Here is an 18,532-nt window from a genome sequence, read left to right on the forward strand (position 1 = left end):
GAAGCGAGGCGGGGAAGGACGCGTCGAGCGCCAGGAGGCGGGGCCCGGAAGGCAGCCAGGAGGTGTCCAGGTGGGAGTGGCTGAGCAGGACGGGGGCCTGGCAGTCCTGGAGCATGAAAGCCAGACGCCGCGGGGGGTAGGCCGGGTCGAGCGGGACGTAGGCGCCGCCGGCCTTGAGGACGGCGAGAATGGCGACGAGGGAGTCGACGGAGCGCTCGAGGTAGAGGCCGACGGGGACGTCGGGGCCGACGCCGAGGGAGCGCAGGTGCCAGGCCAGCTGGTTGGAGCGGGCATTGAGCTGGTGGAAGGAGAGGCAGGCGCCTTCGAAGACGACGGCGGGGGCGTCGGGGGTGCGCAGCACCTGGGCCTCGAAGAGGTGGTGCAGGCAGTCGTCGCCCTGGAAGGCGGAGGCGGTGTCGTTCCACTGCACCAGCAGCTGGTGGCGCTCGTCCTGACGAAGCAGGGGCAGTGAGGCCAGTGGCGCGTCAGGTGAGGCCAGAGCGCCTTCGAGCAGCACCTGCAGGTGCGCCATCATCCGCGCGGCGGTGGCGGGCTCGAAGAGGTCCGTGCTGTAGACCAGCGTGCCCGTGAAGCCCTCGGGCGCGTCTCCCAGATTGAGGGTGAGATCGAACCGCGCGCCCTGCGTCTCCGCCTCCACGGGGCGCAAGGAGATGCCCGGCAGGCCCGCCTCCATCACGGGGGCGTTCTGTTGGACGAACATGACCTGCACGAGGGGCGAGCGCCCCAGGTCACGCCGGGGCTTGAGCTCCTCCACCAGCTTCTCGAAGGGGATGTCCTGGTGCGCATAGGCGCCCAGCGTCGTTCCCTTCACCTGCCGCAGGAGCGCGCGGAAGGACGGGGCGTCCTCCATCCGGGCACGCAGCACCAGCGTGTTGACGAAGAAGCCGATGAGGCCTTCGAGCTCGGCGTAGCGACGGCCGACAATCGCAGAGCCGACGAGGAGATCGTCCTGGCCGCTGTAGCGGTGCAGCAGGGACTGGAAGGCGGCCAGCAGCAACATGAAGGGCGTGGCCCCCTCTTGCTGCGCCAGCAGCTTGAGCTGCTCGGAGAGCGCGCGAGGCAGCCGCACGGGCAGGATGGCCCCTCGGTGGGACGGGACGGCCGGGTAGGGCCTGTCCGTGGGGAACTCGAGCACCTGGGGCGCACCGGCCAGCTGCTGCTTCCAGTAGCTGAGCTGTCGCTCCAGCACCTCGCCGCGCAGCCAGTCGCGCTGCCACACCGCGTAGTCCGCGTATTGCACGGGCAGCTCCGGCAGGGGGGAGGGCTTGCCCTGGGCGTGCGCCGCGAAGAGGGCGCTCATCTCCCGCACCAGCACGCCCATGGACCAGCCGTCCGAGACGATGTGGTGCATCGTCAGCAGCAGCAGGTGGTCCTGCTCCCCCAGCTTCACCAGGGACGTGCGCAGCAGCGGCCCCTTTTCCAGGGAGAAGGGCCGCGCGGCATCCTCGCGAGACAGGCGCTGTGCCTCTTCCTCGCGCTGTCCCATGGGCAGCGCCGTCAGGTCCACCACCTCCAGCGGCAGCGGAGCCGCGGGCTGGATGCGCTGGAGGGGCTGTCCGTCGATGACCGCGAACGTGGTGCGCAGCGACTCGTGACGGCGCACGACCTCCGTGAAGCACCGCTGGAGCGCGGCCACGTCCAGCGGGCCCTGGAGCCGAAGGGGCGTGTGGATGTGGTAGGTGCTGCTGCCCGGCTCGAGCTGCTCCAGGAACCACAGGCGCTGCTGCGCGAAGGACAAGGGCAGCGGGCCGCTCCGGTCCGCTCGCATGGGTGGCGGAATCTCGGTGGTGCCACCGGTCTGGAGCGCCGCCTCCAGTCGCGCGGCGATGGCCCGCACGGTGGGCGCTTCGAAGAGGCTGCGCAGCGGCAGCTCGACGCCGAAGTGCGCGCGGACGCGGGCCACCACCTGGGTGGCCAGCAGCGAGTGGCCGCCCAGCTCGAAGAAGCCGTCCTCCGCCCCCACCTGCTGGACGCCCAGCACCTCGGCCCAGAGTTGCGCCAGCCGCTCCTCCGTGGCCGTGGCGGGCGCCACGAAGGTCCGCTGCAGCTCGGGGCGCGCTCCAGTAGGGGCTGGCAGCGCCTTGCGGTCCACCTTGCGGTTGGGCGTGAGTGGCAGGGCCTCCAGGGTGACGAAGAGGGAGGGCACCATGTACTCGGGCAGCCGCGCCCGGGCCTGCTGCCGCAGCGACTCCACGTCCACGGACTGGCCAGCCCGCGGCACCACGTACGCCACCAGCCGCCGGTCTCCGGGGGCGACCTCGCGCGCCACCACCACCGCCTGCTGAAGGCCCGGGTGCTGGCCGAGCACGGCCTCCACCTCGCCCAACTCGATGCGGAAGCCGCGCACCTTCACCTGGAAGTCGGCGCGGCCCAGGAACTCCATCGTCCCATTCATGCGCCAGCGCGTCAGGTCGCCGGTACGGTACATGCGCGCACCGGGCCGGTGCGAGAAGGAGTCCGGCAGGAAGCGCTCCGCGGTGAGCTCCGGCCGGGCGAGGTAGCCGCGCACCACGCCCAGCCCGCCGATGTACAGCTCACCGGGCACGCCCAGGGGCACCGGCTGCAGCCGCTCGTCCAGCACGTACAGCGAGGTGTTGGCGATGGGGGTGCCGATGGGGACGGGCCCCTCCTGCGCTTCCACGCGGTGCGAGGAGGACCAGACGGTGGTCTCCGTGGGGCCGTACATGTTGAGCACGGCGCCCTCGGGCACCGCGCGGGCCAGCTGCGCGGCCAGGGGCACCGGCAGCGCCTCGCCACCCACCAGCAGCCGGCGCAGGCCCGAGAGCGCCTGCCGGGATTGCGGCTCCAGCACCAACGCCGCCGCCAGGGACGGCGTGCACTGCAGGTGCGTCACCGCGTGACGGCGCACCAGTCCGGCGAGCGACGCGGGGTGCAGCGCTTCGGCCTGGGAGCCTTCCGGCAGCACCACCTTGAAGCCGCGCGCCAGCGTCCAGAGCAGCTCCAGGACGGAGATGTCGAACGAGACGCTCGTCACGGCCAGCCACGTCCCCACGGGCTGCGCGCCCACGCGCGCGTCCATGGCATGGAAGAAGTTGGCCACCGACTGGTGGGGCACCATCACGCCCTTGGGCCGGCCCGTGGAGCCCGACGTGTAGAGGACGTAGGCCAGGGTGTCCGGCCCCGCCCCGGAGGACGCTTCCGCCGCGCGCGGCTCCGCGACGGCCAGGTCCTCCAGCAGCACTGCCTGGACGGGCCGCGAGACGCCGGGCACCTTCAGGTGCCGCTGGGTGAGGACCACCGGAGCGCCCGAATTCTCGAGCATCCACGCCAGCCGCTCCTCCGGATAGGCAGGGTCCAGCGGGACGTAGGCGCCACCCGCTTTCAGGATGGCCAGCATGCCGACGACCAGCTCCAGTGAGCGCTCCGCATGCAGGCCCACCACCACCTCGGGCCCCACGCCGAGCGTCCGCAGCCTGCGCGCCAGTGCTTCGGCCCGCTGCTCCAGCTCGCCGTAGGTGAGCTGCACGTCCCCGAAGATCAGCGCCACCGCGTCGGGAGTCCGCGCGGCCAGGGCATCGAAGGGATGGTGGAGACAGTCGGCCGGAAAGTCCGAGCCCGTGGTGTTCCACTCCACCAGGAGCTGACGGCGTTCGGGATCAGGCAGGACGGGCAGCCGCGACAGCAGTTGGTCCGGGTCCGCGCACGCCGCCTCCAGCAGCGTGGTGAAGCGCGCCGCCCACCGCTCCACGGTGGGGGCGGTGAACAGGTCCGTGCTGTACTCGAAGGCGCCCTCCAGGCCCTGATCCGTCTCGCTGAGCGTGAGGGTCAGGTCGAACATGGCGGTGCCCGCCTCCACCGCCTGCCGGGTGACTCGCACGCCGGGCAGGACGGGAGGCGTGGAGCGCTCCCGGGGCTGGAGGATGAACATCACCTGGAACAGCGGCGCGTGGCTGCGGTTGCGCTCCGGCCGCAGCTCCTCCACCAGCTTCTCGAAGGGCACGTCCGGATGTTGGTAGGCGCCGAGCGCCACCTCGCGTACCTGCGCGAGCAGGGCCCGGAAGCTCGTGTCGGCACGCACGCGCGTGCGCAGCACCAGGGTGTTGATGAACAGGCCAATCAACCCCTCCACTTCCGGCCGGGAGCGGCCCGCGATGGGCGTGCCCACGGACACGTCGTCCTGGCCCGACAGGCGGAACAGGAGTGTCTGGAAGGTGGTCAGCAACGTCATGAAGAGCGTGCCGCCCTCATGGAGGGCCAGCTCCCGGGCGGCCTCCGTCTGGGCTCGCGACAGCCGGAAGGGGAGCCGGGCGCCACGGTGGCTCTGCCACGCCGGGCGGGCGTGGTCCGTGGGCAGCTCCAGTACCCCGGGGGCGCCCTCCAACTGCTGGCGCCACCAGGCGAGCTGCTCCGTCAGCTCGGGCCTGCGCAGCCACTCGCGGTGCCACACCGCGTAGTCCGCGTACTGCACGGGCAGCTCCGGCAGCGGCGAGGCCCGGCCCTCGCACAGCGCGGGGTAGAGCGCGGCCATCTCCCGCACCAGCACGCCCATGGACCAGCCGTCCGAGACGATGTGGTGCATCGTCAGCAGCAGCAGGTGGTCCTGCTCCCCCAGCTTCACCAGGGACGTACGCAGCAGCGGGCCCCGAGCCAGGGAGAACGGACGCGTCGCCTCCCGCTGGGCCAGATGCCAGGCCTCTTCCTCGCGCTGTCCCAGGGGCAGCGCCGTCAGGTCCACCACCTCCAGTGGCAGCGGGGCCGGCGGCTGGATGCGCTGGACCGGGTGTCCGTCCTCGGAGCCGAAGGTGGTGCGCAGCGACTCGTGACGGCGCACGACCTCCGTGAAGCACCGCTCCAGCACGTCCACCCGCAGGTCACCGCTCAGGCGCAGGGCGACGGGCAGGTGGTACGTGGCCTGGCCCGGCTCGAGCTGCTCCAGGAACCACAGGCGCTGCTGTGCGAATGACAAGGGCAGCGGGCCGCTCCGGTCCGCCCGCATGGGCGGCGGAACCTCGGTGGCGCCACCGGCCTGGAGCGCCGCCTCCAGCCTCGCGGCGATGGCTCGCACGGTGGGTGCTTCGAAGAGGCTGCGCAGCGGCAGCTCGACGCCGAAGTGCGCGCGGACGCGGGCCACCACCTGGGTGGCCAGCAGTGAGTGGCCGCCCAGCTCGAAGAAGCCGTCCTCCGCCCCTACCTGCTGGACGCCCAGCACCTCGGCCCAGAGCTGGGCCAGCCGCTCCTCCGTGGCCGTGGCGGGCGCCACGAAGGTCCGCTGCAGCTCGGGGCGCGCCCCGGTGGGGGCGGGCAGCGCCTTGCGGTCCACCTTGCGGTTGGGCGTGAGCGGCAGGGCCTCCAGGGTGACGAAGAGGGAGGGCACCATGTACTCGGGCAGCCGCGCCCGGGCCTGCTGCCGCAGGGACTCCACGTCCACGGACTGGCCCGTCCGCGGCACCACGTACGCCACCAGCCTCCGGTCTCCGGGGGCAACCTCACGCGCCACCACCACCGCTTGCTGAAGGCCCGGGTGCTGGCCGAGCACGGCCTCCACCTCGCCCAACTCGATGCGGAAGCCGCGCACCTTCACCTGGAAGTCGGCGCGGCCCAGGAACTCCATCGTCCCATTCATGCGCCAGCGCGTCAGGTCGCCGGTACGGTACATGCGCGCACCGGGCCGGTGCGAGAAGGAGTCCGGCAGGAAGCGCTCCGCGGTGAGCTCCGGCCGGGCGAGGTAGCCGCGCACCACGCCCAGCCCGCCGATGTACAGCTCACCGGGCACGCCCAGGGGCACCGGCTGCAGCCGCTCGTCCAGCACGTACAGCGAGGTGTTGGCGATGGGGGTGCCGATGGGGACGGGCCCCTCCTGCGCTTCCACGCGGTGCGAGGAGGACCAGACGGTGGTCTCCGTGGGGCCGTACATGTTGAGCACGGCGCCCTCGGGCACCGCGCGGGCCAGCTGCGCGGCCAGGGGCACCGGCAGCGCCTCGCCACCCACCAGCAGCCGGCGCAGGCCCGAGAGCGCCTGCCGGGATTGCGGCTCCAGCACCAACGCCGCCGCCAGGGACGGCGTGCACTGCAGGTGCGTCACCGCGTGACGGCGCACCAGTCCGGCGAGTGACGCGGGGTGCAGCGCCTCGGCCTGGGAGCCTTCCGGCAGCACCACCTTGAAGCCGCGCGCCAGCGTCCAGAGCAACTCCAGGACGGAGATGTCGAACGAGACGCTCGTCACGGCCAGCCACGTCCCCGCGGGCTGCGCGCCCACGCGCGCGTCCATGGCGTGGAAGAAGTTGGCCACGGACTGGTGGGGCACCATCACGCCCTTGGGCCGGCCCGTGGAGCCCGACGTGTAGAGGACGTAGGCCAGGGTGTCCGGCCCCGCTCCGGAGGGCGCTTCCTCCACGCGCGGCTCCGCGACGGCCAGGTCCTCCAGCAGCACCTCCTGGACTGGGCGCGAGACGCCGGGCACCTTCAGGTGCCGCTGGGTGAGGACCACCGGAGCGCCCGAGTTCTCGAGCATCCACGCCAGCCGCTCCTCCGGATAGGCAGGGTCCAGCGGCACGTAGGCGCCCCCGGCCTTGAGGATGGCCAGCATGCCCACGACCAGCTCCAGTGAGCGCTCCGCGTGCAGGCCCACCACCACCTCGGGCCCCACGCCAAGCGTCCGCAGCCTGCGCGCCAGCGCTCCGGCCCGCCGCTCCAGCTCGCCGTAGGTGAACCGCTGCTCGCCGAACTCGATAGCGATGGCTTCCGGGCGCAGGGAGACCTGCTGCTCGAAGAGGTGGTGGACGCAGGCTTCCCGTGGGAAGCGGGCGGCGGTGGCATTGAAGTCCACCAGCACCTGCTGGCGCTCGGCCGGAGGAAGCAGGGACAGCTCGCCAATGGGCTGACCGGGCCGGGCGAGAATCTCGCCGAGCAGCACGTCCAGGTGGCCGACCATGCGGGCCACCGTCCCGGGCTCGAACAGGCTGGTGCTGTAGCCGAGCGTGCCGGAGAGTCCCTGCGCGGACTCGGTGAGGGACAGCTCGAGGTCGAACCGGGAGGTGTGGTCCTCCAGCTCCAGCGCCCGCAGCGACACGCCCGCGAGGGCGGCGTCGGAGAGCGGGTCCGGCAGCAGCGCGAGCATCACCTGGAAGAGGGGCGAGCGGCTCGTGTCGCGTTCCGGGCGCAGCTCCTCCACCAGCCGCTCGAACGGGACATGCTGGTTCGCGTAGGCCTCCAGCGTCGCCTGGCGCACCCGGCCCAGCAGCTCCCGGAAGGAGAGGGGGCGCTCCACCCGCGCGCGCAGCACCAGCGTGTTGACGAAGAAGCCGATGAGGCCCTCCAGCTCGGGGCGGGGCCGGCCGGCGATGGGCGTGCCGACGCAGAAGTCCTCCTGACCCGAGTAGCGGTGCAGCAGCACCTGGAAGGCGGCCAGCAACAGCATGAAGGGGGTGACCCCCTCGTCGCGCGCCAGGGCCTTCAGGGCGTCCCAGCGCTCCCGGGACAACCGCACCGGGACGGCCGCGCCCCTCAAGCCCTGCATGGGCGGGCGGGGCCTGTCGGTGGGCAGGTCCAGCGCCTGGGGCACGCCGGCCAGCTGCCGCCGCCAGTACGCCAGCTGCGCCTCGAGCACCTCGCCTCGCAGCCACTCCCGCTGCCAGCGCGCGTAGTCCGCGTACTGCACGGGCAGCGGCGCAAGCAGCGCGGGGCGTCCCTCGACGAAGGCCGAGTAGAGCGCGCTCACCTCGCGCACCAGCACGCCCATGGACCCACCGTCCGACACGATGTGGTGGATCACCAGCACCAGCACATGCTCGGTATCCGAGCGCCGCAGCAGGGTGGCGCGCAGCAGCGGGCCCCGTGTCAGGTCGAAGGGGCGCCGGGCCTCCTGGGAGGCTCGGTCCTGCACGCCCGCCTCCCAGTCCGCGGCGCTCAGTCCGGACAGATCCCTCTGGGACAGCTCGAGGCGCGCGTCCGGATGGAGCACCTGCACGGGCTTCCCCGCGTCGGAGCGGAAGGTGGTGCGCAGCGACTCATGGCGGCGCACCACCTCGGTGAAGACGCGCTCGAGCGCCGCCGTGTCCACCGGCCCTTCCAGCCGCACGGCCGCGGCGATGTGGTAGTGGGCCTCCCCCGGCGCGAGCTGATCAAGGAACCACAGCCGCTGCTGCGCGAAGGACAGCGCCTGCTCCTCGCGCGATGTCGCGGGGACCAGGGGCGGCAGCGACGGGGCCGCCTGCTGCGCCCGCGACTCGTGGAGCCGCGCCGCCAGCTCCCGGACGGAGGGGCCGCTCAGCAGCACCTCCATGGGGAGCGCAACGCCCAGCGCCCGCTCCACGTCGTGGCTCAGCTCCACGGCTCCCAGCGAGTCCAGGCCATGGCGCGTGAGCGGCTCACTCCGTTCCAGCCGCTCGGGAGCCACCTGGAACCTCCGGGCGAGCCGTGCATGCAGCCAGTCCTCGAGCGCCTCCAGGGTGGCGGCGGCCGGGGCGGCCTCCTCGGGGAGCGGCGACTGCGTGGCCGCGGCCGAGCCTGCCCCGGACCGTGCGCTCCAGGTGCTCACCACCGGCAGCTCGCCAGCCTGCAGCGCCGAGCGGCTCGCCCGACGCTGGATCTTGCCGCTGGACGTCTTGGGCAGACTGCCCGGCTCGATGAGCGTGAGCGTGTGCAACTGGAGCTCATGGTGCTCGGCCACGTGCTGTGCGACCGCGCGGGCCACGTCTTCGATGGGCAGGTGCTCCTGCCGGCGCCGGTCCACCTCGTACACGATGGACAGACGCTCCTCGCCGTCCACCTCCACGGAGAACGCCGCGCCGCACCCGGGCCGCAGCGCGGGGCTGGCCTGCTCCGCGGTCAGTTCGATGTCCTGCGGGTGGTGGTTGCGGCCACGGATGATGATGAGGTCCTTGAGCCGGCCGGTGACGAACAGCTCCTGGTCCGCCCGCAGGAAGCCCAGGTCACCCGTCCTCAGGAAGGGCCCTTCGCCGGTGGCGGTGCGCGCCTGGAAGACGCGCTGTGATTCCTCGGGATGGTTCCAGTAGCCCCGGGCCACGCTGGGCCCCTTCACCCAGACCTCCCCCACCTCACCGGGGGCGCACGGGCGGAGCGTCCCGGTGTTCACGACGATGAGGTCCTGATCTTCCAGCGCCCGTCCGCAGCCCACCAGCGACCGGGTCTCCGCCTGTCCGGGCTCGGCGGGCACGGCGCGCCCCTCGAGGAGCCGGTCCACGTCCAGCGCCTGCACCACGGGCGGAGTGCCCGCCGCGGCGCCCGAGACGATGAGTGTGCCCTCGGCCAGGCCATAGCAGGCGTAGAGGGCCTCGCGGCGGAAGCCCGCGGGGGCGAAGGCCTCGGCGAAGCGGTCCAGCGTCTCGGGGCGGATGGGCTCGGCGCCACAGAACGCCACCTCCCAGCGGCTCAGGTCCAGCGCCTCGCGCTGCTCGGGGGTGGACTTGCGCACGCACAGGTCGAAGGCGAAGTTGGGCCCGCCGCTGATGGTCCCCCCCGTGCGGGAGAGCGTCTCCAGCCAGCGCATGGGGCGCCGCAGGAAGGTCAGCGGCGACATGAGCGTGGTGGCGAAGCCCCCGTGCAGCGTGCCGAGGATGCCGCCAATGAGCCCCATGTCATGGTAGGGCGGCAGCCAGATGACGCCCGCGCTGTCCTCGCGCATGCGGAACGCGCCGTGGATGAGGCGGAGGTTGTGCAGCAGGTTGCCGTGGGTCAGCTCCACGCCCTTCGGCGTGCCGGTGGAGCCCGAGGTGTACTGGAGGAAGGCCAGCGAGTCCTCCCGCAGCGCCGGGGACCGCCAGCCGTCCTCCACGCCCTCCGGGAGCGCGTCCGTCGCCACCCAGCGCAAGGCCCGCAGCTCCGGAGCCGACTCGCAGAGGGTCTCCGCCATGGACGCGATGAAGGAGGTGGTGAGCACCACCGTGGCCTGGGCGTCCTGGATGATGGCCTGCAGGCGCGGCAGCGTGCGCTCCAGGCGGAGCGGATCCGGCGGATAGGCGGGCACCGCCACAAGCCCCGCCGCCATGCAGCCGAAGAATCCAGCCACGTACTCCAACCCCGGTGGGTAGAGCAGCACGGCCCGCTCGCCGGGCGCCGCCTGCTGCTGGAGGACGGCAGCGATACCCTGTGCGCGCCGCTGCAGGGTGGCCCTGTCCATGATCTCCTGCTCGCCCTCTTCATCCCCGACAAGGGTGAAGAGGGGGGCGTGGGGCCGCTGCTCCGTGCGCTCCGCGAGGAGGTCGAGCAACGTCGAGACACCAATGGCAGGCGCGGACAACATCATCCCTGGGAACCCCATGCATGGCCTGGCCCGGATCGTGGCCGGCACCGGTGAGAACGCAGATTACGGAAATTCCAGACTTAAGTCTGGAACAGAGGCCTTGCGCGCGCTGCCGGCCTCCGAGCCGCGAATTGGCACTCCACCGGACTAGTTCGCCTGCTCCGGGCTGCCATGGCCGTTGCCCGGCGTCGACAGCACGTGGCCGTGCTTGTCGACGAGGAGTCGGGAGATATCGCGCACGCATCGGCCCTGGTACATGACCGCCACCGGCAGCTCGATGCCGAGCACGTCGCCTGCCTGTGCCGCGAGCTCATGCACCGCGATGGAGTCCAGCCCCAGCGACTCCAGCACCTCCAGCTCCGGAATCGACGCCGCGTCCACCTTGAGGAAGGCGGCAATCAGCTTCTTCAGCTTGAGCGAGACCTCGCCCTCGGGCGTCCAGGCCCCCTCCACCTGCGCACTCTCCACCGCGTGCTCGATGGCGGGTCGTGGAGGGCTGGCCTCGAGCGTGTTGCGGCGGCGCTGGAAGCCCTCGAAGGACCGGGCCGAGAAGCCACGGAGCAGCGAGCACACGCCGGCCTCGTCCTCGATCGAGATATCAAAGGTCCCCTCCGCTCCGGCACGCCTCCTGGCCACCGCGTAGAGGGCCCCGCTCGTCGGGAACGGCCGCACGGAGTGGAGCTCCTCGAGGGTGAACGCCAGCGCCGCCCCCGAGGTTTCCCCCGCTTCGATTCCGAATGCCAGGGTCACGCCCAGGGCCGAATCGAGGAGCGCGATGTCTGGCAGCGGCACGGGCACCGGGACGGGGCTCATGACGCCCACGAGGCTGTCCCCCACGCGCTGGATGCTTTCGATCCGGCGCATGAGCGGACCGTGCTGCTGCTTCGACGTCACCGAATCCGCGACGCGCCAGTAGGCGTCCGCATCGACGACCGCCTTCGCGTCCGTGAGCGCTGGCGGATCCAGCTGCCTGTCGAGCGCCGCCGGCTCCTCCCCCGCCAGGTCCATCCGGCCCGAGCAGCACAGGCTCGTGGCGACGCCCTGCCGGCGATAGGCGCGAAAGCGCCCCTTGGCCGTGAACTCGATGCGCAGGAGGACCGGCTCTTCCGTCACCTCGAAGGGCGCGAGCCAGGTGACGTCCCGCAGCACCGGCTGGCCACGCTCGAACACGGTGCGCACAATCATCGACAGCAGGCCGAGGTACCCGGTCGCGGGCATGATGGGCCTGCCATCCACGATGTGCTGCGCGATGAAGTAATCGTCAACGCGGATCGGCAGCTCGACGACGACCCCCTCCGGCTCCCGGGTGACCAGGAGCCTCTTCTCGAGCGCGGGGCCATCCGCGGCCGCGTCCTTCCTCGCCAGGCGGAGCCACTTGCCCGCGAGCGGTGCGGGTGGGAGCGGGAGCTTCTGGGCCATGCCGTCACGCAGCTTCGTCCAGGAGACCTCGGCCCCGGACACCCACAGGACCGCGAGCTCGCGCGCGAGCCGCCGCTCGACGCAGACATCGCCGAGGGCGCGGAAGTCGTGCGACGGCAGGCCGCCGCGAGGCGTGACGATGTCGTTGCGCTCCTCGCCGTGCGCGAACGCGTCGAACGCGTGCAGGAGGTCGGAGAGCGATCGTGCCAGGAAGACCACGCGGTACGCCTCGTTGCGCTCCCGCGGCGCCAGCGTCGACGACAGGGACTCGAGCAGCGCGCGCTCGCTGCCGCACAGCCGCTCGTAGTGCCGCCGGGTGGTGGGGTCACGGAGCCGTGCCGCGATGCGCTGAACGTAATCCACGAGCAGCTCGGGCGTCCGCGCCGAGAACGGCAGCGGGACCTCCCCATCCCAGGACTTGCCCGCCCCAGCCATGGCGCCGTGCTCGTGGTCGCGCATCACCACGTGCGCGCAGGTCCCGCCCAATCCGTAGGCGACGCTGCTCATGTAGTGACGTCCGGAGGAGCCCTGTTCGAGGGGCGTGTTGGACGTCGGGACCGTGATGGGGGATGCGTCGATGGCGAAGCTGGGGTCGGTGCGCTCGAAATGGAGCGTTGCCGGAATGAGCCCATGGCTCAGCGACAGCGCGCACCGGGTCACCTGGGCGATTCCGCCCGAGGCCTCCCCGAAGCCGATGTTCGACTTGACCGAACCGACGGGCACCTTGCCCTTCGCGCCGCCCAGCGTTCCCAGCAGCTTCTGGAACGCGACCAGCTCGACGACATCGGTGGCGTTGCCCGAGCCGTGGCCCTCGATATAGGAGATGCGGCTGCCGTCGACCTGGAGCCGCTGGTACGTCTTCGCCATCAGCTCCGCGAGCGCCTCGGCGGACGGCATGGTCAGGCTGCCGGACGCCCGGCCTGGATGGCCCACGTCAGTGCCGCAGATGACGGAGTACACGAAGTCGCGGTGCGCGACCGCGTCGCGGAGCGGCTTGAGCCAGAGGGCGCCGGCGCCCTCACCGAGGATCTCTCCGTTGGCGGGGTGGGAGTAGGGGTTGCACACGCCGCCCTCGCTCAGGATGCCCATTCGCGAGAGGGCCCGGACGCGGCGCCCCGTGAGCAGCAGGTTCACGCCCGCGACGATGGCCTGATCGCAGTCGCCCGCCGCGATGGCCTGCACCGCCCGGTGGACCGCCACGAGGCCGCTGGAGCACGCCGTGTTGTAGACCTCACTCGGCCCGCGCAGCCCCAGCAGGTACGAGATGCGATTGGCCATGATGGTGCCGGCCGTCGCCGTCGCGAGGTAGGGCTCGCTCGACGCTTCAACCGACAGCCCGTCGAGCAGCTCGCTGTACTCGTAGTTGTAGAAGGAGACGAAGATGCCCGTCCGGCTCCCCGCCAGCTCCCTGGGTGAATAGCCGGCGTTCTCGATGCACAGCCACACCTCCTCGAGGAGGATGCGCATGTGCGGATCCATGAGCTCCGCCTCTCGCTCCGACAGGCCGAAGAACGCCGCATCGAAGCGATAGACGCCGTCGAGCAGCCCGAAGTGCCGGTTCTCCACGGCGGCACCGGGCGGCATGTCGGCCAGCCGCGCCGCATCGAGCTTGCGGATCGCGTTCCGGTTGTTCACCAGGTTGTCCCAGAACTCGCTCAGTGTGCGGGCCTCCGGGTACCGCCCCGACATCCCGATGATGGCGTACTCCGGCGCCGGGCGCGGCGTGCTCTCCGGAGCGCGCCGGAGCTCTGCACGTGCCGGCTCGCTGACAGCGGGCCGGGGGCTCGGAGCCAGCGGCTCCACCGCGCGGCCCGTGTTGACGCGCGCCATCACCTCGCGGATGAACGGCAGCGTCCCGTAGATCTCCTCCTCGCTCGGCCCGAAGTCGACGAGGCACGCGATCTCATTCACGCCTGCCGCGCGCATCTTGTGCGCGACGGCGACGCAGTGCTCGACGTCACCGAACAGGGCGCTGTGCTGATACTGGTGGTGGAAGGAGTGCTCCGCGATCTGGCGGATCTCCTGCTCCGTGGGCTTCTTCTCCATCCGCTCGATGTGGCCGCGAAGGCCGCTCTCGATGTACGAAAGGAAGTGCGCCTCGACGGTGCGCCGCACCTGGCCGGCGTCCGGGTGGACGTAGCTGTGGAGCATCAAGGTGACGCGGCCCGTGTCGGGGTCGAACCCGTTCTCCTGGCGGGCGCGCCGGTACGAGGCAATCTCATCGCGGAGCTGCTCGACCGAGCGGCTCTGGAGCATGGTGAGGATGTTGTAGCCGTTCCTGCCCGCCTCGATGAAGCTCTCCGGCTTGCTGGTGACGGTCATCCAGACGTTCAGGTCCGGTTGAACGGGGCGCGGGTAGATGGCGACCGACTTCGCCTCTCCCTTCCCATTCCGGAACTCGACGGACTCGCCGCGCCACAGCCGCCGGACGAGCGCCATCCGCTCGACCCAGGTCTGCCGCATGGTCGCGTAGGTGTCCGGCGAGAGGATGAAGTCGTTCGGATTCCACCCGCTGGCGAACGCCATGTCGACACGGCCGCCCGACAGGTTGTCGAGCATGGCCCACGACTCCGCGACGCGCGCGGGGTGATGGAGCGGCAGGACCACGCTGCCGGAGCGCAGCCGGATCCGCTTCGTCTCGGCGGCGATGTGGGAGAGGAGAATGGCCGGGTCGGGGAAGCTGCCGCCGAACGGCAGGAAGTGGCGCTCCGGAATCCACAGCGCCTCGAAGCCGTGGGCGTCGGCGTACTTCGCGACCTGCGTGACGTAGCCGTACTTCGAGGCGAGCTCCCGCTGGCCCGTGGTGGAGAAGAAGATGAAGCTGAAGCCCAGCGACTCCGCGCTCCACGGAGCGGAGGTGACGGGGGGCTCCCGGACCGATGGAGCGGGCGCGGCGCCCAGGCGCGCTGACAGCGCGTCGAGCAGCTGCGGCGAGCGCGAGAAGGCGGAGAGCAGCTCGTCAATCAGCATGGACCTCGCGGGCGGCCCCTGCACGGCCTCGGCGCGAGGGCGGGTCTCTGGCACGGTCGCGTTGGAGGGCGCGGGCTGCGCGCCTGTCGCGCGCGGAGCCGCCTCGGGCGAAGGGCCGGGACTGCCGCCATGCTGCTCCAGTGCCGCCACGAGGAATGACGTCAGCGATGCAATCGTCGGGCGCTCGGCGACGGCGCGCACCTCGACCTCGAGGCCGAGTGCCGTTCCGAGGAGTCGCGACAGCCTGAACGCGGCGATCGAGTCCAGCCCGTACCGGTCGAAGGTGTCGTTCGGATCGATTCGCAGCGAGGGGGCTGCTCCGAGAACTTCCCGCAGCCTGGCTTCGACCGTCTCGGCGACCGTTGAAGGATTCATCGTCCGCTCCGTGTCTGCTGCGCGGCGACCGCGGCCGAATGAAGGTCCAGCAGCTGCTCGTACGACAATGTCTCCAGCGCCTTGCGCAGCCCGGGCAGCCGCGGATCCAGGGCCACCGCGTTCTGAGACGGCGCATCCCGCCGGGGCGCGGCGCGGCCGGCGAGCATGCCGCGCGCCTTGTCCTTGTCCGTGACAGCGGTGAAACCCAGGACGCCGTCCGCGCTGTTCATGCACGCCTCGATGACGCGCAAGGCGGACGGCGCATCGATGAGGTCGAGGCCGGAAGCCTTCAGCTCGTTGCGCCGCTCGGCGCTGACGTACTTGTCGGCGTCCCACTGTCCCCAGCACAACGCGAGCGCGTCACCGCTCCGTTCGCCGCGATCACGCATGCGGTTGCGGAGCCGTGCGAACGCGTTCTGGAACGCGCAGGCATAGGCGTAGTCGGACGAGCCCCGGAGCCCGAACGACGCCATCGAGGAGAACATCACGAAGAAGTCGAGCGGCTCGTCCTTTGTGACGAGGTCGACCAGCTCCGTCCCCGCGACCTTCGCGGCGATGGTCCGCGCGAAAGCCTCCGGCGTCTTGCTCACGATGAGCCCGTCGTCGACGGCGCGTGCCAGGTGCAGCACGCCGTCGATTCGCGGCACCGCTCGCTTGATGTCAGCGAAGGCGCGCGACATGGAGTCGCGGTCCGTGATGTCCGCCGAGAACCACAGCGCCCGCGCCCCGGTGGCGCGCAGCTCCTCGAGTGTGCGCTCGACCTCCGGGTCATGCGCTCGCCGCGAAACCAGCACCAGCGTCGGTCGGTACTTCCTGCCAATCTCGATGCACAGGCGCCGGCCCACCTCACCGAGCCCGCCGACGACCAGGTACGTGCCATCGGGCCGGAAGCGGCGCTCGGTGGGCGTCACCGGAATCGACTGCGCTTCCCGGTACGTCGTGGCGAGGCGGAGCCCTTCCCGGTAGCGAACCAGCGGGGCAGGGCGCGCCGCCTCCGGACGGCTGCACGCGCTCAGCCATTCGGCGGCGAGCTCACCGCCGCGCACCGCCGGCCCGCCCGCCGCGTGCTGGACCCAGTGGTAACGGTGATTCGCGCTCTCCAGCGACGCCGAGCGCAGCAACCCCGACAGGGCCTCGCCGTGCACCTCCAGGCGCTCGCCGCCGTCCTCGAGGCAGACAAAGACGTCGATGGGGTGCTCGTAGCAGTGCAGCGACAAGGCGCGGCAGCACCCGAGCACGGCGCGCAGCCGGTCCTGGGGCTCCCTGTCCGTCAAGAAGAGGAAGACCGCATGAGGTGCCTCGCGCCGGCGCAGCCAGCCGTCGAGCTCTTCGGGAGCCGAGGGCGTGAGGCGCTCCACGGTGGGAGCTGGCAACGAGGCGTCGCTGAACGCCCGGGCAAGAGGGTCGCGAATCGCGGCGTGGACCGCCTCGTCACCGCCGATGACGAGGACCCGTGGTTCGCCAAGGCGGCGCCGGAGCTCCATCCAGTCGATCGGCGAGCGCTCCGAGCGCTGCGCGCCCCACTGCTCGGTGAAGCACAGCCACTGCTTCGCCGACGAGACCTCGAGCGCCTGCAGCTCGACCGCCTCCGCGGCTGTAGCGGCGGACGCGTCCCCTGTGCGCGGCCTGGCGCCGAAGCCTCGCACCGGGAACCAGCAGGACTCCCGCGCGAACGGATACGTCGGCAGGTGGGCCGTGCCCGGCGGGTCGCCCCGCCACAGTTGCTGCCAGTCGACCTCGGCTCCCTGCGTCCACGCTCGCGCGACGCCCGTAAGGTCGCCGGCCAGCGCCGGAGCATTCGCGCCGCCGCGCGCAGCCCGCCCGCGGATGACGCCAGCGGCGTCCTTGTCTCCGGCGAGGAATGCCTCGAGCGCCTGCACCAGCTCGCGCCGCGAGCGCGCGACCACGGCCAGCCGCTCGTCGAGCGCCACCCGTCCCCTCTGGAGTGTGGACGCAACCTCGCGGAGCCCCCCGTCCGAGTCGTCGCGCGCGAGGAAGCGCACCAGCCGCTCCGCGTACTCATGCAGGCGCTCCGGGTCGCGCGCGGAGAGCGGAAACACCATCGCCTCCTCGGCGGCGCGCCCGCCCCTGGCAGGGGGCCGCCGGTACTCCTCGATGACCACGTGGGCGTTGGTTCCGGCCAGCCCGAACGCGCTCACCGCGGCGCACCGGGGCGTGCCGCCGCCCGGGTTCCACGAGGCCAGCTCCGTATTGACGTAGAACGGGCTCTCCGCCAGCGCGATGTGCTCGTTGACCGACGCGAAGTTGATGCTGGGGGGAATCCGCCCGTGCTGCATGCACAGGAGGACCTTGATGACGCCCGCGACGCCCGAGGCGAAGAACGTATGGCCGATGTTGGGCTTGGCCGTTCCGAGCGCGCAGAACGAGGTCTTCCCGGTGAACTCGCGGAATGACTCCGTCAGGGCCTGGACCTCGATGGGGTCTCCGAGCTTGGTGCCGGTGCCGTGCGCCTCGAGCAGCGTGATGCGCTCCGGGTCGATGCCGAACCGGCGGTAGACCGACGACTGGAGGCGCGCCTGGGAGCGCATGCTGGGCGCCGTGATTCCGTTGGTCTTCCCGTCCTGGTTGGTGCCCCAGCCCTTGATGACACCGAGGATCGCGTCCTTGTCACGCTCCGCGTCCCGCAGCGGCTTGAGGACGATGGCCGCGACCGCTTCGCCCAGCACGGTGCCATTCGCGCGGTCGTCGAACGCGTAGCAGCGCGCGTCGGGCGAGAAGAGGAGCGACTGGCTCGACGAAATCAGCGTCGTCGGCGTGCTGTAGACGCTCGCTCCGCCCGCCACCGCGACGTCGCAGTTGCCGAGCACCAGGCTGTCGCACGCGAGCGCGATCGCCATCAGGCTCGACGAGCACGCGGTATCCACGCTCACCGCGGGGCCGACCAGGTTCAGCAGGTAGGACAGCCGCGCGGCGCTGAACGACTCCGTTCCGACGAAGTACGTCTCGTTCTCGCGCTGGATGTAGGCCTCGTAGTCGCCCTTGACCGCGGCGAACACGCCCCAGCTCTGCCCGCTGATGCGGCCCGGCGCATAGCCTGCGTCCTCGATGGCGCGCCAGGACTCCTGCAGGAACAGCCGCGCGGCGGGGTCCATGAGCGCCGCCTCGCGCGGCGAGATGCCGAAGAAGAGGGGGTCGAAGCGGTCGATGCCCTCGAGGAACGCCCCCTTGTCGACGTACGTCTTGCCCGGCGTCTGGGGCTTGGGGTCGAAGTAGTCGCGGATGTCCCAGCCGCGATCCGTCGGTGCCCGGGAGACGCTCGTCCGTCCGGAGGCGAGACAGCTCCACAGGGCGGCGACGTCTTCCGCGCCCGGGAAGCGCCCCGACATGCCGATGATGGCGATATCGGTGCCCGCTGGCGCCCGCTCGGACGCCGCGGGCGCGGGGCGTTCATCCGTCGCGGCGCCGCGGCGCTCCGCGGTCAGGATGCGCTCCAGCGCGGCGCGAGCCTGCTCGAGCGATATCTCGCCGGACTCCAGGGCCTTCAGCACGGCGCGCTTGTCCATG

At 71.6% G+C, this 18,532-nt stretch carries 3 protein-coding genes; all 3 read right to left on the reverse strand.

Going from position 1 to position 18,532, the window contains the following annotated elements:
* A partial coding sequence (locus D7V93_RS00910; RefSeq protein ID WP_120641510.1) for a non-ribosomal peptide synthetase occupies positions 1-10,210 on the reverse strand: 10,210 nt, incomplete at its 3' end.
* 180 nt (positions 10,211-10,390) lie between these two features.
* Entirely contained in the window at positions 10,391-15,007 is a 4,617-nt protein-coding gene (locus D7V93_RS00915; protein ID WP_120641511.1) for a MupA/Atu3671 family FMN-dependent luciferase-like monooxygenase, read from the reverse strand.
* Positions 15,004-18,531 carry a type I polyketide synthase gene (locus D7V93_RS00920; RefSeq protein WP_244237044.1) on the reverse strand — a complete coding sequence of 1,176 codons (3,528 nt, stop codon included), beginning with the start codon at positions 18,529-18,531 and terminating at the stop codon, positions 15,004-15,006. Before D7V93_RS00920 ends, D7V93_RS00915 begins: the two co-directional genes overlap by 4 nt.
* Between the last annotated feature and the right edge of the window lies 1 nt (position 18,532).

This window comes from Corallococcus llansteffanensis (assembly GCF_003612055.1).
GTDB classification, from domain to species: Bacteria; Myxococcota; Myxococcia; order Myxococcales; family Myxococcaceae; genus Corallococcus; species Corallococcus llansteffanensis.